This is a genomic window from Methylobacterium sp. C33D, from assembly GCF_053345825.1.
Window position 1 is genome coordinate 37,340 of the sequence record NZ_JBKFAV010000012.1, and the last position, 21,921, is coordinate 59,260.

A 21,921-nucleotide genomic window follows, 5' to 3' on the forward strand; every position below is an offset into this window, starting at 1 on the left:
CCACCATGGATATGCCGACCGTCGCGATCGTCGGGAGGCCGAACGTCGGCAAGTCGACCCTGTTCAACCGCCTCGTGGGCAAGAAGCTCGCGCTGGTCGACGACCGCCCGGGCGTGACCCGCGACCGGCGCGAGGGCGACGTCGCGTTCGGCGGCCTCCAGTTCCGGGTGATCGACACCGCCGGCCTGGAAGAGGCCGACGAGAAGACCCTCACGGGCCGGATGCGGATGCAGACCGAGGCGGCGATCCTCGCCGCCGACGTGGTCCTGTTCGTCATCGACGCCCGCGCCGGCGTGCTGCCGGCCGACCAGCCCTTCGCCGAGCTGGTGCGCCGCGCCGGCTGCCCGGTGATCCTGATCGCCAACAAGGCCGAGGGCGGCGCCGGTCTCGCCGGCGCCTACGAAGCCTTCACCCTCGGGCTCGGCGACCCGATCCCGTTCTCGGCCGAGCACGGCGAGGGCCTGGGCGAGCTGCACGAGGCGCTCAAGGGCGCCCTGCCTCAGCGCGACGAGGACGAGGAGGCCGACGACGACGCCCCCGGCGGCCGCGCCCTGAAGGTCGCCATCGTCGGCCGCCCGAATGCCGGCAAGTCGACCCTGATCAACAACATGCTCGGCGAGGACCGGCTGCTCGTCGGCCCCGAGGCCGGCATCACCCGCGACTCGATCTCCCTGGACTGGGAGTGGCGCGGGCGGCGGATCAAGCTGCACGACACGGCCGGGATGCGCCGCCGCGCCCGGATCGACGACAAGCTGGAGAAGCTCGCGGTCTCGGACGGCCTGCGCGCCGTGCGCTTCGCCGAGGTGGTGGTGGTGCTCCTCGACGCCACGATCCCGTTCGAGAAGCAGGACCTCACGATCGTCGACCTCGTCGAGAGCGAGGGACGCGCCCTGGTGATCGGTCTCAACAAGTGGGACCTGGTCGCCGACCAGCCGGGCCTGCTCAAGCAGCTCCGGGAGGATTGCACCCGGCTGCTGCCGCAGGTGCGCGGCGTCGCGGTCGTGCCGCTCTCCGGCCTCGCGGGCGACGGTGTCGACAAGCTGATGCAGGCGGTGGTGCAGGCCGCCGAGGTCTGGGACCGGCGCGTCTCCACCTCGCGCATCAACGACTGGCTGAACGAGGCCACCTCCCGCAACCCGCCCCCGGCGGTGTCGGGCCGGCGGATCAAGATCCGCTACGCCACGCAGGTGAAGAGCCGGCCGCCGCACTTCGCGCTGTTCGGCAACCAGCTCAACGCCCTGCCAAAATCCTACACGCGCTATCTGGTGAACGGCCTACGCGAGGCGTTCGACCTGCCGGGCACCCCGATCCGCCTGTCCCTGCGGACCTCGCAGAACCCGTTCGACAAGGGCTGATCCGACCTCCGGTCGCCCTTGCGAGCGGAGCGAAGCAACCCAGACAGCGTCACGATGGCCGACGCCGCGCAACCCTGGGTCACTTCGCTGCGCTCGCGATGACGGCGCGGGTGCGGCACTCCTCAGCGCGCCGCGTCGGCGATCCAGTCCACCGCGGCTGCCAGGGCGGCGCGCTCGTCCTGCCCGGCGGCGAGCGCGGCCTCGTAGGCCGCGATCTGCCCGTCCGCGCTGGTCCCCTCCGCCACGATCGCCCGCGCGCGGGCCACGTCCGCCGCGCAGCCGAGGGCGTCCGCGTCCTCCGCCACCAGCGCGAGCACCGCCTCCAGCGCCTCGGCGAACGGCACGGCCTCGCCCCGCGCCTCGTCGATCAGGGACGCGGCGACGCCGCCGTGCTGGGCGCGCCAGAGGTTCTCCGAGGCCAGCGCCCGCGAGACGCCGTCGAGCCCGGCATGGAGGTCGGGCCGGCGCGCGCACAGGCGCACGAGGCAGCGGAACAGGGCCGCGATGCAGAGCGAGTCGTCGAGGCGCGTGCAGGCGTCGGCGATGCGCAGCTCCAAGGTCGGGAACTTGATGGAGGGCCGCAGCGACCACCACAGGAAGCTCGCGTCCGCGATGGCGCCCGACCGGGTCATGATGGCGACGAACCGCGCGTGGGCGGCGGCGTCGGCGAACAGTTCCGGCAGGCCGGTGCGCGGCAATTCCCCGAAGACGCTGAGCCGGTAGGCCCGCAGGCCCGTCGCCTCGCCCTGCCAGAACGGCGAGGAGGCCGACAGCGCGAGCAGCAGCGGCTGGAACGGCAGCAGCCGGTTCATCAGGTCGACGCGCGCGTCGGGATCCGGCACCTCGACGTGGACGTGCATCCCGCAGATCAGGGCCCGCCGCGCCGCGATGCCGACATCCGACAGGATGCCCTTGTAGCGCTCCCCGTCGGTGGCGGTCTGGCGCGACCAGCGCGCCAGGGGATGGGTGCCGCAGGCCAAGAGCCGCAGGCCGTTCTCGGCCGCGATCCCGGCGAGCTGCCGCCGCTGGCCGCCGAGATTCTCCCGGGCGGCGGCCGCGTCGGTGAGCGGCGGCGTGCAGACCTCGACCTGCGCGGCGACCAGTTCGCGGCCCGTCTCGGGCAGCTCCGCCTTCACGCGGGCGTGGAAGGCCGCGAGGTCGCCCCGCGGCGTCCCGCGGGTCTCGGCGTCGGCCAGGAAGTACTCCTCCTCGATGCCGAAGCGGTAGCTCGGGGCGCTCATCGTGGTCTCCGGGAAACGCGACGCGTGCGCGCCAACGCGCCGGCGGGGACGAAGGTGCCGCTCAGGGTGTCCGCAGCGGCCCGCCGACCAGCCAGGCGGGATCGAACCAGCGGTCGGCCTCGCCGTCGTAGGGAAGGCGCGTGATGTCCCAGTTCTGGATGTACCGGGCGTAGACGTTCCACACCGCGATCCCGCCGCCGACGAAGATCCGCCGTCCGGGATAGCGCTTGAGCACCGCCTCCGGATCCTCGTGGCTGCGGATCACGTCGATGGTGCGGTCCTTGAAGGCGAATTCCGGCACCGAGGCCACAGTCTTCGGCCCGGCGATCAGCACGTGGCCCATGGTCAGGGCGAAGAAGCGCGTCACGTCCTCCACGAAGAGCGGGTCGGTGTTGCCCTCCCAGGGCAGGTGGCCGTTGAGGCCGAGCTGGCCCCGCAGGCCGATCGCGCAGATGCAGCGGACGTCGATCATCGCAAATCCCAAACCCGGCGGGCTCCGCCCGCCACCCGCCGGGGCCGCAGGCCCCGGACCCCTTTACTCGGGCGCGCGGAAACGCAGCACCCGGTCGGTGGGGAAATCGTACAGCTTCCCGGTCTCGGCCCAGTCCGGTGCCGCGAGCCGCACGAAATGGGGGGCGAGGTCCTCGGGCGTCCGGAGGGTCTCGGGGTCCTCGCCGGGCATGGCCGAGCGGCGCATGCCGGTCCGCAGGGGGCCGGGATTGAGCAGCATGGCCCGGATCGCCGTGCTCTCGTTCTCGGCCGCGTAGGTCCGCACCAGGGCCTCCAGCGCCGCCTTCGAGACCGAGTAGGGCCCCCAGTAGGGCCGGCACTTCGAGGCCGCCCCCGACGAGACGAAGATCGCGCGGCCCGCGTCCGACATGCGCAGCAGCGGGTCGAGGGAGCGGATCAGGCGCCAGTTGGCGGTGACGTTCACGTCCATCACCTGCCCCCAGATCTTCGGGGTGATGTGGCCGATCGGCATGAGGGCGCCGAGGATGCCGGCATTGGCGACCAGGATGTCGAGGCGCTTCCAGCGCTCGTTGATCGCCGCGCCGAGGCGGTCGATCGCGTCGTAGTCGGCGAGGTCGAACGGCACCAGGGTGGCGCTGGAGCCGGCGGCGCGGATCGCGTCGTCGAGCTCCTCCAGGGCGCCCACGGTCCGGGCCACCGCGATGACGTGGGCGCCGGCCCCGGCCAGCGCCAGGGCGGCGGCGCGCCCGATGCCGCGGGACGCGCCGGTGACGACCGCGACGCGGCCTTCCAGGATTCTCTGAGACTCAGCCATGGCGAGGACCTAGCGCATTTCCGCGCGCAGGGGATGCCCGATCGCGCGAAACGGCCGGATCCTGTCAGTCGGCCTCGGCCAGCATGGCGAAGCGCTTCGGGCCGGCGATGGACAGGTCGGTCAGGCCGGTCGGGTAGTCGCCCGTGAAGCAGTGGTCTGTGTATTGCGGGCAGGCCGCGTTGCGCGCCTCCTCGCCCATCGCCCGGTAGAGGCCGGGGATCGACAGGAAGGCCAGCGAATCGGCGCCGATATACTTGCGCATGGCCTCGAGATCGTGGGTCGCGGCGAGCAGCTTCTCCCGCTCGGGCGTGTCGATCCCGTAGAAGTCCGGATAGGTGATCGGCGGCGAGGCGATCCGGAAATGCACCTCCGCGGCGCCGGCCTCGCGCATCATGCGGACGATCTTCACCGAGGTCGTGCCCCGCACGAGGCTGTCGTCCACGAGGACGATGCTCTTGCCCTCGATCGCCGCGCGGTTGGCCGAGTGCTTCATCCGCACGCCGAGCTCGCGCACCGACTGGGTCGGCTGGATGAAGGTCCGGCCGACGTAGTGGTTGCGGATGATCCCCATCTCGAACGGGATCCCGGTCTCCTGCGAGAAGCCGAGCGCCGCCGGAACGCCGGAATCCGGCACCGGCACGACGATGTCGGCCGGCGCCGCGGCCTCGCGGGCCAGCTCGCGGCCGATCGCCTTGCGGACCGCGTAGACGCTCTTGCCGTTCACCACCGAGTCCGGCCGGGCGAAGTAGATATACTCGAAGATGCAGGGCCGCATCGGCACGGCGTCGGCGAAACGGATCGACTCGATCCCCTCCTCGGAGATCACCACGATCTCGCCGTTCTCGATGTCGCGCACGAACCGGGCGCCGATGATGTCGAGCGCGCAGGTCTCGGAGGCCAGCATGTAGCGGCCGTCGAGTTCGCCCAGCACCAGCGGGCGGATGCCCAGCGGGTCGCGGGCGCCGATCAGCTTCTTGTTGGTCAGCGCCACGATCGCGTAGGCGCCCTGGATCGCCTGCAGGGCGTCGATGAATCGCTCGATGATCCGCGGCTTCCGCGAGCGGGCCGCGAGGTGCAGGATCACCTCGGTATCCGAGGTCGACTGGGTGATCGCGCCGTCGCGCACGAGGTCGCGGCGGATCGACAGGGCGTTGGTCAGGTTGCCGTTGTGGGCGACCGCGAGGCCGCCGCTGGCGAGTTCCGCGAAGAGCGGCTGGACGTTGCGCAGGATCGTGCCGCCGGTGGTCGAGTAGCGCACGTGCCCGATGGCGGCGCGGCCCTTGAGGCGGGCGATCGTGTCGCCGTCCGAGAAGGAATCGCCGACGAGGCCGGGGCGGCGCTCGGAATGGAACACCGAGCCGTCGAAGGAGACGATGCCGGCCGCCTCCTGGCCCCGGTGCTGCAGGGCGTGCAGGCCGAGCGCGACGATCGCCGAGGCGTCCGGATGGCCGAAGATGCCGAAGACGCCGCACTCCTCGCGGAGGGTGTCGCCGTCGAGATCGAGATCGAAGGTGTCGGTGGAGGCGGCGGCGTGTGACATGGGGCTGTCGATCACTCACAGATCCCGGCGGCGACGGGCCGGCGCGCCGGTCGTCGCGGAAGCAATCCGTACACCACCGGAACCGCTATCTAGGCGTTCCGCGCGACGAGACCTACGGCGAATACCGCAGATCAGCGTCGCGTCGGGGTCGGCGCGGTCTCGGTCCGGCGCTGCGGCGCCGCGTCGGTCTCGGCCGGGGCGTCGGCGGAATCGCTCGGCGGCGCGCCGGTCTTCGGCTTCTTGAACTGCTTGAGGAAGCCCTCCGGATTCTCCGGCAGCTGCGCCACCAGGGCGTCGCCGGACTTCTCCAGCATCGGGCGCGTGCGGGCCTGGGCGGCCCAGTCCGGCACCTTGCCCTGCACCAGCCAGGACAGGAACACCCAGCCGATCACGCAGATCAGGAAGCCGCGGGCCGCGCCGAACAGGAAGCCGAGGGAGCGGTCGACCGCGCCGATCCGCGAGTCGAGCACGACGTCGGAGATCTTCACCGTGATGATCGACACGACGATCAGGGTGCCGAGGAAGATCGCCGCGATCGAGGCGACGAGCGCCACGGTGTCGCTGTTCACGTGCTGCTTCACGGTGGGCAGCAGCATGGGGTGGAGCGTCCACGCGACCGCGGCGGCCGCGACCCAGGCGACGATCGCCAGGACCTCGCGGGTCACACCACGCACGGCCGCGAGCAGCGCGGAGACCGCGACGATGCCGAGCACGGCGAGATCCAGGACGGTAAACGGCATCGTTGAGCTTTTTGGTACCCGCGGGGATAGCGCGTCGGCCGTGCGGCTCCCCCGGACCGCGGCGGATTTATACCAAGCCCGACCTCGGCCGTCACCCTGGCGCGCCCGCCTGATCGCGCGCCTGTGCCGTCCGTGCATCAGACCGTGCATCAGACCGTGCATCGGACGCGCCGATCACCGTGGCGCGCGCCGCCGCGCGGAATGCCCGGCTCCACCCGGGCACCGTCCCGGTGCTATGGGTCGCGCCCGGGGTCCGGTCTGTGCTTCCGGACTCCCGGTGGCGAATGGATGGAGGCGTTCCGCGTGTCCGAGGCCGGACCTGTGACGGAGATCGGCGCCCACGGCGCCCGGCTGACGATCGACCTCGGGGCAATCGCGGCCAACTGGCGGGTCCTGGCGGCCCGCGGCGCCGGCGCCGACTGCGCCGCCGTGGTGAAGGCCGACGCCTACGGCTGCGGCGTCGGCCGCGTCGGGCCGGCCCTGTGGGCCGCCGGCTGCCGGACCTTCTTCGTCGCGCACCTGTCCGAGGGCGTCGCCGCCCGGGCCGCCCTGCCGGAGGCCGCGATCTACGTGCTGAACGGCCTGCCCCCGGGCGCCGCGGCGGCCTTCGCAGCCCACGGGCTGCGCCCGGTGCTCGGCAGCGTCGAGGAGCTGTCGGACTGGGCGGCGTTCGCGGGGGACCGCCAGCCCGCGGCGCTCCACGTCGATACCGGCATGAACCGGCTCGGCCTGTCGGTGCCCGAGGCGCTGGAGCTTGCCGGGGACGCAAGGATCGCGGCCGCCGGGATCGACCTGCTCCTCAGCCACTTCGTCAGCGCCGAGAAGCCGGAGGACCCGGTCAACGCCCGGCAGATCGCCGATTTCGCCCGGGTCCGGGCGGCCTATCCCGGGCTCCGGGCCTCGCTGGCGAACTCGTCGGGAATCTTCCTCGACGGGGCCCGGCACGACCTGCTGCGGCCGGGCTACGCCCTGTTCGGCGGCAACCCGACGCCGGGCGCCGCGAACCCGATGCGCCCGGTGGTGCGGCTGGAAGCGGCGATCGCGCAGGTGCGCGGCGTCGCGGCCGGCGCCACAGCGGGCTATAACGGCTGCTGGACCGCCGCCGCGCCGAGCCGGCTGGCGACCCTATCGCTCGGCTACGCCGACGGCGTCCCCCGGGCGATCAGCGGGCGCGGCCGGGCGCTGGTCGGCGGCGTCCCGTGCCCGATCCTGGGCCTCGTCTCCATGGACCTGATCATCCTCGACGTCACGGCGGCGCCCGCGGCCCGGCGCGGGGCGGAGGCGGTGCTGATCGGCGACAGCCTCGACATCGACGCGGTCGGCCGCGCCGCCGGCACGATCGGGTACGAGATCCTGACCGGACTGGGTTCTCGATATGTTCGAACTTATGTAGGCTGACGCGACTCCCCCTGACACGCCGGACGGCCGGCGCCCGGACCCGTATGGCCAAGATCCACCAGACCTTCGTCTGCCAGTCCTGCGGGGCGGTCTACAACCGCTGGCGCGGGCGCTGCGAGGCCTGCAACGGCTGGAACACGATCGTCGAGGAGGCGCCCTCGGCGCCCGGCCAGTCGGGGCCCGCCGCGACGCGGCCGTCGCGCAACCGCGGCCGGGTCTTCCCCCTGGAGGGCCTGACCGGCGAGGCCAAGGAGGCGCCGCGCATCCCGTCGGGGATCGGCGAGCTCGACCGGGTGACCGGCGGCGGCTTCGTGCGCGGCTCGGTGATCCTGCTCGGCGGCGATCCCGGCATCGGCAAGTCGACCCTGCTGATGCAGGCCTCCGCCGCCATGGCGGGCACGGGCGAGCGGGTCGCCTACATCTCGGGCGAGGAGGCGGTCGGGCAGGTGCGCCTGCGGGCCGAGCGGCTGGGCCTGAGCGCGCGCCCGGTCCAGCTCGCCGCCGAGACCAACGTCGAGGACATCGTCGAGACCCTGAGCCAGGGGCGCCCGCCCGCGCTGGCGATCATCGACTCGATCCAGACCATGTGGACCGAGACGGTGGAATCGGCCCCCGGCACGGTCACGCAGGTGCGCTCCTCCGCGCAGGCGCTGATCCGCTTCGCCAAGACCACCGGCACGGCGGTGATCCTGGTCGGGCACGTCACCAAGGACGGGCAGATCGCCGGTCCCCGGGTGGTGGAGCACATGGTCGACGCGGTCGCCTCCTTCGAGGGCGACCAGGGCCACCATTTCCGCATCCTGCGCGCGGTGAAGAACCGGTTCGGGCCGACCGACGAGATCGGCGTGTTCGAGATGACCGACGCGGGCCTCAGCGAGGTGCCGAACCCCTCGGCCCTGTTCCTGGCGGGCCGCGACCATCAGGCGGCGGGCACCGCGGTCTTCGCCGGGATGGAGGGCACGCGGCCGCTGCTGGTGGAGATCCAGGCCCTGGTGGCGCCCTCGTCGCTCGGCATGCCCCGGCGCGCCGTGGTCGGCTGGGACCCCAACCGGCTGTCGATGGTGCTCGCCGTCCTGGAGGCCCATGGCGGCATCCGGCTCGGCAGCCACGACGTCTACCTGAACGTGGCGGGCGGCCTGCGCATCACCGAGCCGGCGGCCGACCTCGCGGTCGCCGCCGCCCTGGTCTCGTCGCTGTCGGGGGCCGTGCTGCCGCCCGAGACGGTCTATTTCGGCGAGATCGGCCTGTCGGGGGCGATCCGGCCCGTGGCGCAGGCCGGGTCGCGGCTGAAGGAAGCGCAGAAGCTCGGCTTCGCCAAGGCGCTGATCCCGCAGGGCCGCGGCGAGGGCGAGAAGGCGCTCTCCGTGGAGACGCTGCGCCACATCGCCGACCTGGTGGCGGGGATCAGCGCGGGGGCGCCGCGGCGGGGATCCGGCCAGCGCGGGCGGCAGCAGGCCCGCTACGCCGACGAGGAGATGTGAGCGCTCCCGTCCTTGCGAGCGGAGCGAAGCAATCCAGGGATGCGCCACATTCCGGCAGCGCGCGGCGCCCTGGATTGCTTCGCTCACACTCGCAAGGACGGTCGAGGCGTCTACCCCCCCGTCACGCTCATGTGCCGCGGCACGGCGGCCGGGCGCTGGCGCTCGATGACGAAGTCGTGGCCCTTGGGCTTGCGGGTGATCGCCTCGACCACCGCCTGGGCCAGCACCGCGTCGTCCTGGGAGGCGCGCAGGACCGCCCGCAGGTCGGCCGAATCCTCCTGGCCCAGGCACATGTAGAGCTGCCCGGTGCAGGTCAGGCGCACACGGTTGCAGCTCTCGCAGAAATTATGGGTCAGCGGCGTGATGAAGCCGAGCTTGCCCCCGGTCTCCTCGACGCGCACGTAGCGCGCCGGGCCGCCGGTGCGGTCGGGCAGCGGCGTGAGGGTGTAGCGGGTCTCCAGGCGCTGCCGGGCGACCGACAGGGGCAGGAACTGGTCGGTCCGGTCCGCCTCGATCTCGCCGAGCGGCATGACCTCGATCAGCGTCATGTCCATGCCGAGGCCGTGCGCCCAGGCGATCATGGCAGGGATCTCGTCGGCGTTGACGTCGCGGAGCGCCACCGCGTTGATCTTCACCTTCATCCCGGCGGCCCGCGCCGCCGCGATGCCGTCGAGCACCACCTTGAGGTCGCCCCGGCGGGTGATCTCCCGGAACTTGTCCGGGTCGAGGGTGTCGAGCGAGACGTTGATCCGGCGCACGCCGAGGCTCGCCAGCTCGTCGGCGTAGCGGGTGAGCTGCGTGCCGTTGGTGGTGAGCGTCAGCTCCTCCAGCGCCCCCGAATCGAGGTGGCGCGAGAGCCGGCGGAACAGGTGCATGATGTCGCGGCGCACGAGCGGCTCGCCGCCGGTGATCCGGAGCTTGCGCACGCCCCGGGCGATGAACACCCCGCAGAGCCGGTCCAGCTCCTCCAGGGTCAGCAGGTCGCGCTTGGGCAGGAACTCCATGTGCTCGGACATGCAGTAGGCGCAGCGCAGGTCGCAGCGATCCGTCACCGAGATGCGCAGGTACGAGATCGCCCGCTGGAACGGGTCGATCAGCGGCGCCGGCCCGGCGGTCGCGCCGAGAGCGGACGTCTGCGGCGTCAGGGAGCTGTCATCGAGCATCGTCCGGCATATGATGCCACCGGCGGTCGCGGGCAAGCAGGTCCCGCGCCGCAGCCCCAGATTGCGTGAGGAGTGTGGCCCGTGACCGAGGATCTGTGGCCGACCGAGATCCGCCTGTCGGCCGACCGGCGGGTGCTCAACGTCGCCTTCGAGGACGGGGCGCGCTACGCCCTGCCGGCCGAGTACCTGCGGGTGTCCAGCCCCTCGGCCGAGGTGCAGGGCCACTCGCCGCTGGAGCGGAAGGTGATCGGCGGGAAGCGCGCCGTGGCGATCCTGGCGGTGGAGCCGGTCGGCAATTACGCGGTGAAGCTCGGCTTCGACGACATGCACGACACCGGCATCTACGGCTGGGGCTACCTCCACACGCTGGGCCGCGAGTACGAGACGCGGTGGAACACCTATCTCGGCGAGCTCGCCGAGCGCGGCCTGGACCGCGAGACCGCGCGCACCGCCCCGGTGAAGCAGGGCGGAGGCTGCGGGTCGGGCTCGTGCGGCTGCCACTGAGGGCGGCCGCTCCCGCTTACTCAGGCCCCGAGCCTCGTCTTTGCGAGCGGAGCGAAGCAATCCAGAGTGGCGCCACGATTTCGGCGTCGCGCATCCCCGGGTCGCTTCGCTGCGCTCGCGATGACGGCGGAGTCGAGCCGCGCACCCGTCAGCCCGCACCTTCGGAGCCGCCATGGCCTTCGCCTGCACCATCCCCGCGACGCCCACGATCCAGCAGGACGACGCCGCCGTGCGCATCACGCGCTGGGACTTCCCGCCCGGCGGCGTGACCGGCTGGCACGAGCACGGCTGGCCCTACTTCGTGGTGATGCTGGTGGACGGGATCCTGCGCGTCCACGACGGCGCGGCGGTCAGCGAGACGGCGCTCGCGGCCGGGCAATCCTACATGCGCCCGGCCGGCATCCGGCACGACGTGATGAACGGGTCCGACCACCCGATCGCGTTCATCGAGATCGAGGTGAAGCGCCCCGACGCGCTGGTCACCCTGCCCTGATCCGGTTTCCGTTTGAACGCTTCGGTTGATGTGCCTCTCCCGTCATCACGAGCGAAGCGATGGGACCCAGGGCAGCGCGACCTCTGCAGGCGTGGCGCCGCTGGATTGCTTCGCTCCGCTCGCAAAGACGGCCGTGCCGAAGCCATCGACCGGAAACCCTACGAAACGCAAAAAAGGGCCGACCTCGCGGCCGGCCCCCTCGTCGAAGCTCCGAAGAGGAATCAGCGCTGGACGATGACCTTCGTGCCGACCTTGGCGCGGGTGTACAGGTCCGTCACGTCGTCGTTGGTCATGCGGATGCAGCCCGACGAGACGGCGGTGCCGATCGTCTCCGGCTCGTTCGAGCCGTGGATGCGGTAGATCGAGCCGCCGAGATACATGGCGCGGGCGCCGAGCGGGTTCTCGAGACCGCCCTTCATGTAGCGCGGCAGGTCGGGCCGGCGCTTCAGCATGGTCGCCGGCGGGCGCCAATCCGGCCACTCGCGCTTCATCGTGATGGTCTGCACGCCGCCCCAGGTGAAGCCCGGCCGGCCGACGCCGACGCCGTAGCGCAGGGCCTGGCCGCCGCCCAGCACGTAGTAGAGACGCCGCTCGGCGGTGGAGACGACGATCGTGCCGGCGCCGTAGGGGCCGTTATAGGCCACCGTCTCGCGCGGGATCGCCGACATCTGCGGGACCGCCGCGTCGGCGTTCAGCGGGTCGGCGGGGTTCAGGGCGGCGTTGGCCACCGGCACCGCGACGGTCTCGACGGCCTGCGGGCGGACACGCACGGTGAGCGCGTCGTTCAGCGGCTGGCGGGTCAGCGGGTCGATCTCGTAGGCCAGTGCCGGCGCGGCGCAGGCGGCCGCGCCGAGAAGCCCGATCAGGGCGGGGAGAAAACGACGCATCAAAGCCTCTCGGGGCAGGCGCGGACTATGGCGGGAACGCGGCGAAGACCGCGGCACGATGCCGTGCCGATCCTCGACAAGGGGTAAACGCTCGCGCCTCAAATCCAAGCCTGAAACCGCCCCGGCGGGGCGGTTCCGCCCGCCCGTGACTCGATGGCAACACTGTGGCAGCTTGGCCGTAACGGGCCGGGATCGAGGCCGCGGGTCCCGGCGTTCGCGGCCCGGGTCCGCGGCCGTGTCCGGGGTCCGCGGCGCCCCGTCGGGCCGCGTCAGGCCTCGTCGGCGGCGAGCCAGATCGCCGGCTCGCGCGCGGCCGGGCGGTGCGGGGCCGGCGCCGGCGCGGCGGGCAGGCCGCGCAGCTGGGCGAGTTCGGCGAGTTCCGGCGCCTGCGCGGTGTCGTCGGCGTTCAGGAACAGGCCCCGGGCGCGGGCGGCGCGGCCGAGATCGGCCCGGCTGGTCCAGACGCTCTGGGCCGGGCTCGTGAGCAGCGCCAGGGCGATCGGCGCCAGCCAGAGGGCGAGCCACGGGCTCCCGACGAGGGCCAGGGCGAACACCATCAGCGCGCCGACCACCACGGCGTCGGCCTGGAGCCGGAAGGCCTCCGCCCAGGAGACCTGCCGGTCGTCCCGGTCCTGCGTGTCCCAGCGGACCACCCGGCCGAAGAAGGTCGAGACCACGGCGCCGGCGGTGAACAGGGTCAGGACCGGCCACAGGACCACCCACACGGCCTGCTCCAGGGCGGCGCTCGCGAGCAGGGCCCGCGCGCCGCCGAAGGCCGCCCGGCGCTCCGCGGAGGCGAGGACGTGGCCGAGGCTCAGGAGCTTCGGCAGGGCCAGCACGGCGACGCTGAGGGCGGCGAGCCCGTGGGCGGCGGCGCCCTGCCCGGTCAGCCCGTAGGCCAGCAGGCCCAGATCGCCGGTCCGGGCGGCCTGCCACGCGGCGAGGCCCAGGAACGCGATCCAGAGCGGCAGCACCCCGTACGAGAGGATGCCGACGAGGAGGTGCCAGCGGCTCGCCGCGCGCAGGCCCGCCCAGGGCAGCACCCGCAGGTGCTGGAGGTTGCCCTGGCACCAGCGGCGCTCGCGGCCGAGCAGGTCGACGAGGTTGGTGGGCATCTCCTCCCAGGTGCCGCCCATCTCGGGCAGCAGCCGCACCTCCCAGCCGGCGCGCACCATCAGCGCGCCCTCGACGATGTCGTGGCACAGGATCTCGCCGCCGAGCGGCTCCCGGCCCGGGAGCCGCGGGAGCTGCGCGTTCTCCGCGAAGGCCTCGACCCGCAGGATCGCGTTGTGGCCCCAGTAGCTGCCCTCCGGGCCCTGCCAGGTCTCCAGGCAGCGCAGGGCCAGCGGCGCGTAGAGGCGGACGGCGAATTGCTGGATGCGGGCGAAGAGCGTGTCCCGGCCGGCCGCGTACGAGACGGTCTGGATCAGGCCGGTGCGCGGGCTCGCCTGCATCAGCCCGACGAGCCGGCCCATGGCGGCGCCGGTCATCAGGCTGTCGGCGTCGAGCACGATCATGAATGCGTACTCGCCGCCGTAGGTGCGGCAGAACTCGCCGATGTTGCCGGCCTTGCGGCCGACGTTCTCCGTCCGGCGCCGGTAGCGGATCCGCGGCAGCGCCGGGTCCGAGGCCGCCCAGGCCTGGATGCGGGCGTACTCGTGCTCCTCCACGGCGGCGATCGCGCCGTCCCGAGTGTCGGAGAGGACGAAGATGTCGATGCCCCGCGCCTCGGCGCGGGCGAGCGAGCGGGCCATCACCCGCAGGCGGGCGAAGACCGCGACCGCGTCCTCGGCGTGGATCGCCACCACGGCGGCGGTGCGTCCGGCCCCGTCCGCCACGGCGCCCGCCTGCTCGGAGCGGCGCTCCAGCGCGGACTTCGCCCGGTCGCCCAGGAGGGCGGCGACGAACCCGTAGACGTACTGGCAGGCGACGAAGGCCTGCCAGCCCATCACGAGGCCGAACAGCACCAGGACCGCCCAGGCCAGCGGGCTGACGCCCGCCGGGTAGGCGAGCGCGGCGAGCCAGACGAGGCCGACGGCGGTGGCGAGGCTCGGGACGGCCAGGGCGAGGCGGCGGGCGCGCAGGGCGCTGCTCGGGGCGCCGCTCGGGGCGCCGGTCCACACCTCGCGGCAGGCAGCGCTCTCCGACGGATCGGGTAGGGCGGGAGCCGCGTTCCGGTGCGACCGCTCGGCGGAGGAGGTGACGCGTGACGACATGGCGCGAGGAACTCGACCGTGGAAGGCTGCCGGCCGCCCGGCCGTCCGGGGCCGGGGACCGATGACCGTGGATACCGATGTGCGGGGTGAGGATACGGAGCCGACCCGGCAGCCCAGGCCGCCGGAAGCCGAACGGATCAATCCCCCCTCCCGGCGCCGCGTTCTTCGAACAGTCGTGGCCGCGGCTGCCGGCACGGTTCTACCTAGCGCGACGGATCTGAATGGGTCCAGAACGTGGGCCGGGCCGGCGCTTCCGCCGCAGGGCGACGCGATGACCTTCGAGACCCTCTCGGCCGAGGCGGCGCGGCGCGCGGCCGCGCCCTACGCCCCGCCGCCCGAGGATCTGCCGCCGGCGCTCGCCGCCCTCGACTACGACGGCTATCGGGCGATCACCTTCCGGCCGGACGCCAGCCTGCGGCTCGGCGCGCATTTCAGCGCGCAGCTGTTCCACCGCGGCTTCCTGCAGCGCCGGCGCGTGGCGCTCCACCTCCAGCCGCTCCGGGGACCCGCGCGACCGATCCCCTACGACACGCGGCTGTTCGACCTGGGCGCGCGGCTCGCCGGCCAGAGCTTCCCGGCGGATCTCGGCTTCGCGGGCTTCCGCCTGCACTACGCCTTCCCGGACACGCCGGCCTGGCGGCCGAAGGGTTTTCAGGAGGAGTTCCTCGTCTTCCTGGGCGCCTCCTACTTCCGCCTGCGCGCGGCCAACCAGGAATACGGGCTCTCGGCCCGGGGGCTCGCCATCGGCACCGGCGCTCCGGAGGGCGAGGAATTCCCCGACTTCGTCGCCCACTGGATCTGCGAGCCGGAGCCGGAGGCGCGCACGCTCACGGTGCTCTCCCTCCTCGACAGCCCGAGCGTGGCCGGCGCCTACCGGTTCGCGATCGCGCCCGGCGACCCGGCCCGGATCGCCGTCACCGCGACGCTCCACCCGCGCCGGGCGCTCCCGAAGCTCGGGTTGGCGCCGCTCACCAGCATGTTCCTGTACGGCCAGAACGGGCCCGGGGCACGGGGCGCCAAGCCCTTCGACGACTTCCGGCCGCAGGTGCACGATTCCGACGGGCTCTGCGTCGCGGCCGGGTCCGATCCGGCGCGGATCGACCGGATCTGGCGGCTCCTGGTCAACGGGCGCGCGCAGCCGCAGATCTCCGCCTTCGCGGCCCGGCCGCTCGCCGGCTTCGGGCTGCTGCAGCGGGAGCGGAGCTTCGCGGCCTACCTCGACGTGGAGGCGCGCCACGAGGCGCGGCCGGGCCTGTGGGTGGCGCCGGACACCGCCGGGGGCGCCTTCGCGGACGGCGCCGTGCAGCTCTTCGAGATCCCGTCGGGCGAGGAGTACATGGACAACATCGTGGCGGCCTTCGTGCCGGCGGCCCCGGCCCAGCCCGGCGCGCCGCTGCACGTCGCCTACGGCCTGACCACGGTGGGGGCCGAGCCGGTGCCGGCGATCCCCGAGGCCGCCCTCGCCCGGGTGGCGTCGACGCGGCTCGGCTCGGCGGAGCGCCTGCGCCCGTCGAACCCGCCCGACCCGCGGCGGCGCCTCTGCGTGATCGACTTCGAGGGTCCGGGCCTGCCGAAGGGTCCCGACGCCGCGGTCGCCGCGGAGGTCTCGGCCAGCGCCGGCACGATGCACGAGCCGGTGGCCAACTACGTGCCGCAGACCGGCGGCTGGCGGATCTACGTCGAGTGGCGCCCGCCGGAGCCGGTGCCGCCCGGCGACGTCGTGCTGCGCGCCCGGCTGGTCCGCGGGACGACGCCCCTCAGCGAGACCTGGGACGCCGCCGTCTAGGCTCCGCCCTCGCGCGTCGCGAAGACGGCGTGTCTCAGGCGGTCCGGCGCTCCTGCTCCAGGCGCCGGGCCAGGCGGGTGGCGCCGTAGACCTCGCTCAGGCGGCGGCGGGCCGCGCAGACCGGCGGGGCCCGCCGCTCGTCGTGGGCGGCCGCGATGACGCGCAGGGCGGCGGCGACCGAACGCTCCAGGCGGCGCTCGGCCTGGACGGCCGCGTCCCGATGATGGTCCAGCATGTGATGATCCCTCGTGCTGCGCCGTCTCCACCCTCTGGCGGGGCGGTATCCGGCAGCGCCGACAGATTTCACACCCGGCTTGACGGTATCAAGGCAGCTTGGCCGTGGGCCGCCGTGCATCGTTACCGTAATTCCTCGTGCCACGTGCGCCCGTCGCGCTCGATCAGCGCGATGGCGGCGGTCGGGCCCCAGCTCCCGGCCGGGTAGGGCCGGGGCGCCTCGGGCCGGTCGGCCCAGGCCTTGAGCACGCCGTCCGCCCAGGCCCAGGCGGCCTCGACCTCGTCGCGGCGCATGAACAGCGTCGCGTTGCCGCGGACCACGTCCATCAGCAGGCGCTCGTAGGCGTCGGGGTAGCGCTGCTTGAAGGTCTCCTCGAAGGAGATGTCGAGGTCGGTCGGGCGCAGGCGCAGGCCGCCGGGCCCCGGGTCCTTGGTCATCACCTCGAGCTTCATGCCCTCCTGCGGCTGCAGGCGGATCACGAGGCGGTTCGGCTCGCGGCCGAAGGCCTCCTCGGGGAAGATCGAGAACGGCGAGGCGCGGAACTGCACCACGATCTCGGAGAGCTTCTGAGGCAGGCGCTTGCCGGTGCGCAGGTAGAACGGCACGCCGGCCCAGCGCCCCGACTGGATCTCGACCTTCATGGCCACGAAGGTCTCGGTCCGGCTCTCGTGGCCGAGCTCGGCGAGGTAGCCCTCCACGGGCTTGCCGTCGACGGCGCCCGCCACGTACTGGCCGCGGACCGTCACCAGCGGGATGTCCTGGCTGGTGATCGGCTTCAGGGCGCGCAGCACCTTGAGCTTCTCGTCGCGGACGGAGTTCGCCTCGAGATTGAGCGGGCTCTCCATGGCGGTGAGGCAGAGCAGCTGCAGGATGTGGTTCTGCAGCATGTCGCGCATCGCGCCCGACGTGTCGTAGTAGCCGGCCCGGCCCTCGACCCCCACCGTCTCGGCGACCGTGATCTGGACGTGATCGATCACGTCCGAGGTCCAGAGCCGCTCGAAGATCGTGTTGGCGAAGCGGAGCGACAGCAGGTTCTGGACCGTCTCCTTGCCGAGATAGTGGTCGATCCGGAAGATCTGCGATTCGGGGAAGACCTCGCCGACCGCGTCGTTGATCGCCCGGGCCGATCGCAGGTCCTTGCCGATCGGCTTCTCCAGCACGACGCGGGACTTCTCGCCGACGAGCCCGTGGGCCGCGAGATTGCGGCAGATCGATCCGTAGAGGTCGGGGGAGGTGGCGAGGTAGTAGGGCCGGACCTGGTCGGGCCGCTCGTCGAGCTTGGTGACGAGGTCGGTCCAGCCGCTGTCGCCGGCCCCGTCCACCGCGACGTAGTCGACGTGGTCGAGGAAGCGGTAGAGCATGTCGTCGGTCAGGTCGGACGCCGGCACGAAGCGCTTGAGCGCGTCGCGGGCGTGCTCGCGGAAGGCGTCGAGGGACAGTTCCGAGCGCGAGGCGCCGATGATCCGGCTGGTCTCGGGGATCTGGCCGTCCCGGAATCGGTAGAACAGGGCCGGCAGCAGCTTCCGCGCGGTCAGGTCGCCGGTCGCGCCGAACACGACGCAGTCGAAGGAAGCGACGGGGATGATCGTGGCCAAGTGCGGCTCCCGGGTGTCGTGCGCTGATCTCGTGCGGCGGCTGCGTCGCACTGACCTAGCCCGTGTGCAAGGGCTTCGCCAGACGAGGGGCGCAGGCCAGCGCTGTCCGGTTCAGGGGGCGGTTGTGACAGGTCCGGGCAACCCGCTGGCGTCACGCTCCGTCTCTGCGAGCGCAGCGAAGCGACCCGGGGCCGCGCGGGGGCGCCGAAGGACGGCACGATGCGCGAGCCGGCCGTCTACATCATGGCGAGCCGCCGCAACGGTACGCTGTACACGGGCGTGACCTCGAACCTCGCCAGGCGGGTCTACGAGCACCGGGAGGCGCTGCTCCAGGGTTTCACCAGCCGCTACGCTTGCGAGCGCCTGGTCTGGTACGAGCGCTATCCCCCGATGAATGAGGCCATCACCCGCGAGAAGCGGATCAAGGCGGGCTCTCGGAAGAAGAAGCTCGCGCTGATCGAGGCGATGAATCCGGACTGGAACGACCTGTATCCCGATCGCGCGTGAACGGGTCCGGGGTCGCGGCTGTCTGGATTGCTTCGCTGCGCTCGCAGAGACGGCGAACGCGGCAACCCGCGCGCAGCCACGCGACGAGTCTCGCTCCTCCGTCATCACGAGGGCAGCGAAGTGACCCAGGGTAGCGCGAGGCCGCGTGGGTCACCCCTCCATGTACCGCTTGAACGCCGCGGCGTAGTCCGGATGCCAGCGCGAGAGCGCGGGCCGGTTCTCGACGATGTCGCCGGACGCCCAGGCGATCCGCTTGGCGTCCTGGGCCCGGGTGGTCTCGTTGTCGGGACAGAGGATGTAGAAATCGCCGGCCGCGAGCCGCTCCAGCAGGAAGGTCACGGTCTCGTCGGGCGTCCAGGCCCCCGCGGGCTTCTCGGCGACGCCGCGGGCCTTCGTGAGTCCCGTGTAGACGAAGCCCGGGATCAGCAGGTGTGCGGTCGTGTGGCAGCCCTCCCGGTTGCGCAGCTCGTGGGCGAGCGCCTCGGTGACCGCCTTCACGCCCGCCTTCGAGACGTTGTAGGGCGCGTTGCCCGGCGGGGTGGTGATGCCCTGCTTCGAGCCCGTGACGATGATCGCCCCGGGCTTGCCGCCCGCGATCATGCCGGGCGCGAAGGCGTGGATGCCGTTGACGACGCCACCGAGGTTGGTGCCCAGGATCCGCGTCCAGGTGTCGGCGTCGGAGAACAGTTTTCCGCCGGCCTCGATCCCGGCATTCAGCATCACCAGGGCGGGCGGCCCGGCCTTGGCGACGGCCGCCGCCAGGGCCTCGACGGCGCCCCGGTCCGACACGTCGGTGGGCACGGCGCGCACCTCGACGGCGGCGAGTTCGGCGACGGCGGCCCGGGCCGCGTCCAGGGCCGGCCCCGGCAGGTCGGCGAGCCAGACATTCATGCCGGCGCGGGCGAAGGCCTGCGCGGCGGCGAGCCCGATGCCGCTCGCGCCGCCGGTGACGACCGCGCTGCGGCCCGGGCTGATCGCGGGGTGCTGGCTCATGACGGATCCTCGGCTGACGGGCGCCCATCAGATGGGGCGCCCCGGGCGGAAGGCGAGTTCGCGCCGCGATCCCGAGCGGCCCCGGCAGAACCTGCGGATCGCCGCCGCGGCGGCTTCTGCTAGGGTGGCGGACACGTCACGGAACGAAGCACCCGGATGCCCCCTCCCCCGCACCGCCGGTCGATCCTCGCCGGCGCGGCCGCCCTCGGCCTCGCCGGCGCGGCGCGCGCGGCCGGCCCGGCGGGGTTCGGTCCCCTCGGCCGGCCGTCCTGGTCGGCCGACAGCCTCCAGGCCGCCGCGGCCGCCAAGGGCCTGATGTACGGCTGCGAGGTGCCGTTCCACCGCTTCGACGCGACGCCCGCCTACCGGCAGGCGGTGGCGCGGGAATGCGGCATCCTCGTCTGCGGCACCGAGATGAAGATGGAGGAGGTCCTGCCGGCGCCCGGCAAGACCGACTTCGCCCGCGGCGACGCCATCCTGCGCTTCGCGAGAGGGAACGGCCAGCGCATGCGCGGCCACACGCTCGTCTGGCACGCGGCGCTGCCGCCCTGGGTCGGGCCGCTGCTCGGCCGGGCGAGCGCCGTCCAGGCCGAGGACTTCATGCGGCGCTGGATCGAGACGGTGGCGGGCCATTACCGGGGCCAGATCGTCGCCTGGGACGTGGTCAACGAGATCCTCGGCAACGAGGCCGATCCCGACCGCGGCGGCGGCCTGCGCGACTCCCCCTGGCTCGCCTCGATCGGGCCCGGCTACGTCGACCTCGCCTTCCGGATCCTGCACGAGACCGACCCGGCCGCCGCCGGCACGTGGAACGAGGACGCGGTGGAGCAGGGCGTGCCCTGGATGGAGGCCAAGCGCACCAAGGTGCTCCGCCGCCTGGAGGCGATGCGGTCCCGCGGCGTGCCGATCCGGCGCTTCGGGCTGCAGTCGCACCTCACCAGCACGATCCCGATCGACCAGGGCCAGCTGCGGCGCTTCCTGCGGGAGATCGGCCAGATGGGGCTCGGCATCGAGATCACCGAGCTCGACATCGACGACCGCGCCTTCCCGTCCGACGTGGCGACCCGCGACCGGATGGTGGCCGACTACGCCCGGCGCTACCTCGACGTGGTGCTGGACGAGCCCGCCTGCCTCGATGTCCTGACCTGGGACATCTACGACCCGGACACGTGGCTGAACGACCATCCCTACCGCAAGCGGCCCGACGGCCTGCCGCAGCGGGCGCTGCCGCTCGACGCGCAGTTCGGCCGCAAGCCCCTGTGGCACGCCATGAAGGCGGCCTTCGCGGCCGCGCCCGATCACAGGGCCGCCCGCGAGAAGCTCAGGCGGGCGTGACGCCGGCCCGGCGGCCGTCCTCGGCCAGGCTCGGCTCCGGCGGCCGGTCCGCCAGGAGCCGGCGGCGGAGGCGCGCGCAGGGGCGCTCGACGAGCCCGTACATGCCCCAGCACCACAGCAGGGTCACCGGGAAGGCCGCCAGCATCAGCCCGACGCCGTGCAGCCCCGGCCGCAGGTGCTGCGCCAGGGCCACCACCGTCATGTGGGCGAGGTAGAAGCTGTAGGACCAGAGCCCGAGCTGCCGCATCGGCCGGCTCGCCAGCAGCCGCACCAGGGGCCCCTCGCCGTGGAGCAGGTACGCGAAGGGCACGAACAGGGCGGCGCTCTGGAGCGTGTAGCGCAGGCTCTCCCGGAAGGCGGGATCGCGGACCGCCAGGGTCCCGAGGATCACCGCGAGGCTCGCCGCGACGTGCCGGGGCGCGGGGCGCCACGCCCGGTCGGCCGGGATTACCGGGTTGTTCCACAGCCCGAGGCCGCACCCGAACAGGATCGCGTCGATCCGGGTGTGGGTCCAGCTGTAGTTCAGGCTGTAATCCGGCAGCCGCCAGACGTTGACGCACCGGATCGCCAGGACGGCCGCGCAGAGCCCCAGGCAGGCCAGGGCCGCGCGGCGCGGCCGCAGGCGCCCGAGCCAGAGCAGGAAGACCAGCGGGAAGACGAGGTAGAAGTGCTCCTCGATGGCGAGGCTCCAGAGCGGCACCGGCAGCACCGCCTCGGTGCCGAACAGGCCGGGATAGTTCGTCAGGAAGGTCGCCTGCCCGAGGATCGCCGCCGGCGCGACCGGCATCCAGTCGAGCCACCCGGCCGCGTACAGCGCGCCGGAGGCGAGCAGGGTCAGGTACATGGGCGGCAGGATGCGCAGGCTCCGCCGGAGGTAGAAGGCCGGAAGCGACACCGTTCCGGTCCGCGCCCGCTCGATCCGCAGGAGCGTGGTGATCAGGTAACCGCTGAGAAAGAAGAAGACGGTCACGCCGAAGCCGCCCGGCACCACGTGGCCGTAGCCGCAATGGGCCGCGAACACGATCAGGATGGCGAGCGCCCGCACCCCGTCGAGCTGCGGCAGGTAGGGCATCGTCTTCGGGATCGGGTCTCCGGAATCCGGCATGCTGGGGACCGACCTTCTGTCCGGACCTGGGCAGCCGTGGCGGCCCGGCCCTGCGGTGTCCG

Annotated in this window: 20 protein-coding genes; 8 read left to right on the top strand and 12 right to left on the bottom strand. The window is 72.9% G+C overall.

All coding sequences use genetic code 11. The features are described from left to right. Positions 1-5 precede the first annotated feature (5 nt). Complete coding sequence (der, locus tag ACLBXO_RS11505; protein ID WP_132367058.1) at positions 6-1,355, top strand: ribosome biogenesis GTPase Der; 1,350 nt, start codon at positions 6-8, stop codon at positions 1,353-1,355. A 122-nt stretch (positions 1,356-1,477) separates the two neighbouring features. Here the strand turns inward: der and ACLBXO_RS11510 are convergent, their stop codons facing one another. The 5 genes from ACLBXO_RS11510 to ACLBXO_RS11530 all read right to left on the bottom strand — a co-directional run bounded on the left by ACLBXO_RS11510 (position 1,478) and on the right by ACLBXO_RS11530 (position 6,161). Beyond that, entirely contained in the window at positions 1,478-2,596 is a 1,119-nt protein-coding gene (locus ACLBXO_RS11510) for a carboxylate-amine ligase (protein WP_447685455.1), read from the bottom strand. 61 nt (positions 2,597-2,657) lie between these two features. After that, positions 2,658-3,068, bottom strand: coding sequence for a dihydrofolate reductase (locus ACLBXO_RS11515; RefSeq protein WP_012320823.1), 411 nt, complete (start codon positions 3,066-3,068; stop codon positions 2,658-2,660). Positions 3,069-3,131: 63 nt separating this feature from the next. Continuing rightward, entirely contained in the window at positions 3,132-3,881 is a 750-nt protein-coding gene (locus tag ACLBXO_RS11520; protein WP_331312693.1) for an SDR family NAD(P)-dependent oxidoreductase, read from the bottom strand. A 64-nt stretch (positions 3,882-3,945) separates the two neighbouring features. Beyond that, positions 3,946-5,421, bottom strand: a complete 1,476-nt coding sequence (gene purF, locus ACLBXO_RS11525) for an amidophosphoribosyltransferase (protein WP_091681890.1) — start codon at positions 5,419-5,421, stop codon at positions 3,946-3,948. 131 nt (positions 5,422-5,552) lie between these two features. Next, positions 5,553-6,161 (bottom strand): CvpA family protein, encoded by a 609-nt coding sequence (locus ACLBXO_RS11530; RefSeq protein ID WP_056523728.1) that lies wholly within the window; start codon positions 6,159-6,161, stop codon positions 5,553-5,555. 288 nt (positions 6,162-6,449) lie between these two features. Between ACLBXO_RS11530 and alr the strand changes: the two genes are divergently transcribed. After that, positions 6,450-7,559 carry an alanine racemase gene (gene alr / locus ACLBXO_RS11535; protein ID WP_447685456.1) on the top strand — a complete coding sequence of 370 codons (1,110 nt, stop codon included), beginning with the start codon at positions 6,450-6,452 and terminating at the stop codon, positions 7,557-7,559. A gap of 44 nt (positions 7,560-7,603) precedes the next feature. Beyond that, positions 7,604-9,040, top strand: a complete 1,437-nt coding sequence (gene radA / locus ACLBXO_RS11540; protein WP_091681792.1) for a DNA repair protein RadA — start codon at positions 7,604-7,606, stop codon at positions 9,038-9,040. Positions 9,041-9,150: 110 nt separating this feature from the next. Here radA and moaA read toward each other — a convergent pair whose 3' ends face one another. Next, positions 9,151-10,203: a GTP 3',8-cyclase MoaA gene (moaA, locus tag ACLBXO_RS11545; protein WP_331312696.1), complete on the bottom strand. Its 1,053-nt coding sequence runs from the start codon at positions 10,201-10,203 to the stop codon at positions 9,151-9,153. Between the two features lie 81 nt (positions 10,204-10,284). Here moaA and ACLBXO_RS11550 point away from each other — a divergent pair, with 81 nt between their 5' ends. Together ACLBXO_RS11550 and ACLBXO_RS11555 are read left to right on the top strand one after the other, a co-directional pair. Then, entirely contained in the window at positions 10,285-10,707 is a 423-nt protein-coding gene (locus ACLBXO_RS11550; RefSeq protein ID WP_331312697.1) for a DUF971 domain-containing protein, read from the top strand. 172 nt (positions 10,708-10,879) lie between these two features. Continuing rightward, entirely contained in the window at positions 10,880-11,200 is a 321-nt protein-coding gene (locus tag ACLBXO_RS11555; RefSeq protein WP_091980002.1) for a cupin domain-containing protein, read from the top strand. Between the two features lie 221 nt (positions 11,201-11,421). Here ACLBXO_RS11555 and ACLBXO_RS11560 read toward each other — a convergent pair whose 3' ends face one another. Next, a complete protein-coding gene (locus ACLBXO_RS11560; RefSeq protein WP_012320832.1) occupies positions 11,422-12,087 on the bottom strand; it encodes a L,D-transpeptidase in 666 nt (221 codons plus the stop codon). Positions 12,088-12,356: 269 nt separating this feature from the next. Continuing rightward, a complete protein-coding gene (gene mdoH, locus ACLBXO_RS11565; protein WP_447685457.1) occupies positions 12,357-14,303 on the bottom strand; it encodes a glucans biosynthesis glucosyltransferase MdoH in 1,947 nt (648 codons plus the stop codon). 271 nt (positions 14,304-14,574) lie between these two features. On the opposite strand from mdoH, the gene ACLBXO_RS11570 reads away from it, so the two are divergent. Continuing rightward, positions 14,575-16,089 carry a glucan biosynthesis protein gene (locus ACLBXO_RS11570; RefSeq protein WP_447685458.1) on the top strand — a complete coding sequence of 505 codons (1,515 nt, stop codon included), beginning with the start codon at positions 14,575-14,577 and terminating at the stop codon, positions 16,087-16,089. 34 nt (positions 16,090-16,123) lie between these two features. Here ACLBXO_RS11570 and ACLBXO_RS11575 read toward each other — a convergent pair whose 3' ends face one another. Together ACLBXO_RS11575 and zwf are read right to left on the bottom strand one after the other, a co-directional pair. Then, the gene (locus ACLBXO_RS11575; RefSeq protein WP_331312699.1) at positions 16,124-16,324 is read right to left on the bottom strand and encodes a hypothetical protein; all 201 of its coding nucleotides are present in this window, start codon (positions 16,322-16,324) and stop codon (positions 16,124-16,126) included. Between the two features lie 122 nt (positions 16,325-16,446). Further along, positions 16,447-17,919 carry a glucose-6-phosphate dehydrogenase gene (gene zwf, locus ACLBXO_RS11580; RefSeq protein ID WP_447685459.1) on the bottom strand — a complete coding sequence of 491 codons (1,473 nt, stop codon included), beginning with the start codon at positions 17,917-17,919 and terminating at the stop codon, positions 16,447-16,449. Between the two features lie 219 nt (positions 17,920-18,138). Here zwf and ACLBXO_RS11585 point away from each other — a divergent pair, with 219 nt between their 5' ends. Further along, the gene (locus ACLBXO_RS11585; protein WP_447685460.1) at positions 18,139-18,426 is read left to right on the top strand and encodes a GIY-YIG nuclease family protein; all 288 of its coding nucleotides are present in this window, start codon (positions 18,139-18,141) and stop codon (positions 18,424-18,426) included. A 150-nt stretch (positions 18,427-18,576) separates the two neighbouring features. On the opposite strand, the gene ACLBXO_RS11590 is transcribed toward ACLBXO_RS11585, so the two are convergent. Next, complete coding sequence (locus tag ACLBXO_RS11590) at positions 18,577-19,419, bottom strand: SDR family NAD(P)-dependent oxidoreductase (protein ID WP_447685461.1); 843 nt, start codon at positions 19,417-19,419, stop codon at positions 18,577-18,579. A gap of 156 nt (positions 19,420-19,575) precedes the next feature. Between ACLBXO_RS11590 and ACLBXO_RS11595 the strand changes: the two genes are divergently transcribed. Beyond that, the gene (locus ACLBXO_RS11595; RefSeq protein ID WP_447685462.1) at positions 19,576-20,754 is read left to right on the top strand and encodes an endo-1,4-beta-xylanase; all 1,179 of its coding nucleotides are present in this window, start codon (positions 19,576-19,578) and stop codon (positions 20,752-20,754) included. Here ACLBXO_RS11595 and ACLBXO_RS11600 read toward each other — a convergent pair. Continuing rightward, positions 20,741-21,859, bottom strand: a complete 1,119-nt coding sequence (locus tag ACLBXO_RS11600; protein ID WP_331312703.1) for an acyltransferase family protein — start codon at positions 21,857-21,859, stop codon at positions 20,741-20,743. The genes ACLBXO_RS11595 and ACLBXO_RS11600 overlap by 14 nt on opposite strands. Positions 21,860-21,921 lie beyond the last annotated feature (62 nt).

What these genes read in the sequence shown, in the direction of transcription:
- der (WP_132367058.1), top strand. Translation starts at nt 6, where the DNA reads ATGGATATGCCGACCGTCGCGATCGTCGGGAGGCCGAACGTCGGCAAG.
- ACLBXO_RS11510 (WP_447685455.1), bottom strand. Translation starts at nt 2,596, where the DNA reads ATGAGCGCCCCGAGCTACCGCTTCGGCATCGAGGAGGAGTACTTCCTG.
- ACLBXO_RS11515 (WP_012320823.1), bottom strand. Translation starts at nt 3,068, where the DNA reads ATGATCGACGTCCGCTGCATCTGCGCGATCGGCCTGCGGGGCCAGCTC.
- ACLBXO_RS11520 (WP_331312693.1), bottom strand. Translation starts at nt 3,881, where the DNA reads ATGGCTGAGTCTCAGAGAATCCTGGAAGGCCGCGTCGCGGTCGTCACC.
- purF (WP_091681890.1), bottom strand. Translation starts at nt 5,421, where the DNA reads ATGTCACACGCCGCCGCCTCCACCGACACCTTCGATCTCGATCTCGAC.
- ACLBXO_RS11530 (WP_056523728.1), bottom strand. Translation starts at nt 6,161, where the DNA reads ATGCCGTTTACCGTCCTGGATCTCGCCGTGCTCGGCATCGTCGCGGTC.
- alr (WP_447685456.1), top strand. Translation starts at nt 6,450, where the DNA reads ATGGAGGCGTTCCGCGTGTCCGAGGCCGGACCTGTGACGGAGATCGGC.
- radA (WP_091681792.1), top strand. Translation starts at nt 7,604, where the DNA reads ATGGCCAAGATCCACCAGACCTTCGTCTGCCAGTCCTGCGGGGCGGTC.
- moaA (WP_331312696.1), bottom strand. Translation starts at nt 10,203, where the DNA reads ATGCTCGATGACAGCTCCCTGACGCCGCAGACGTCCGCTCTCGGCGCG.
- ACLBXO_RS11555 (WP_091980002.1), top strand. Translation starts at nt 10,880, where the DNA reads ATGGCCTTCGCCTGCACCATCCCCGCGACGCCCACGATCCAGCAGGAC.
- ACLBXO_RS11560 (WP_012320832.1), bottom strand. Translation starts at nt 12,087, where the DNA reads ATGCGTCGTTTTCTCCCCGCCCTGATCGGGCTTCTCGGCGCGGCCGCC.
- mdoH (WP_447685457.1), bottom strand. Translation starts at nt 14,303, where the DNA reads ATGTCGTCACGCGTCACCTCCTCCGCCGAGCGGTCGCACCGGAACGCG.
- ACLBXO_RS11570 (WP_447685458.1), top strand. Translation starts at nt 14,575, where the DNA reads ATGACCTTCGAGACCCTCTCGGCCGAGGCGGCGCGGCGCGCGGCCGCG.
- ACLBXO_RS11575 (WP_331312699.1), bottom strand. Translation starts at nt 16,324, where the DNA reads ATGCTGGACCATCATCGGGACGCGGCCGTCCAGGCCGAGCGCCGCCTG.
- ACLBXO_RS11585 (WP_447685460.1), top strand. Translation starts at nt 18,139, where the DNA reads ATGCGCGAGCCGGCCGTCTACATCATGGCGAGCCGCCGCAACGGTACG.
- ACLBXO_RS11590 (WP_447685461.1), bottom strand. Translation starts at nt 19,419, where the DNA reads ATGAGCCAGCACCCCGCGATCAGCCCGGGCCGCAGCGCGGTCGTCACC.
- ACLBXO_RS11595 (WP_447685462.1), top strand. Translation starts at nt 19,576, where the DNA reads ATGCCCCCTCCCCCGCACCGCCGGTCGATCCTCGCCGGCGCGGCCGCC.
- ACLBXO_RS11600 (WP_331312703.1), bottom strand. Translation starts at nt 21,859, where the DNA reads ATGCCGGATTCCGGAGACCCGATCCCGAAGACGATGCCCTACCTGCCG.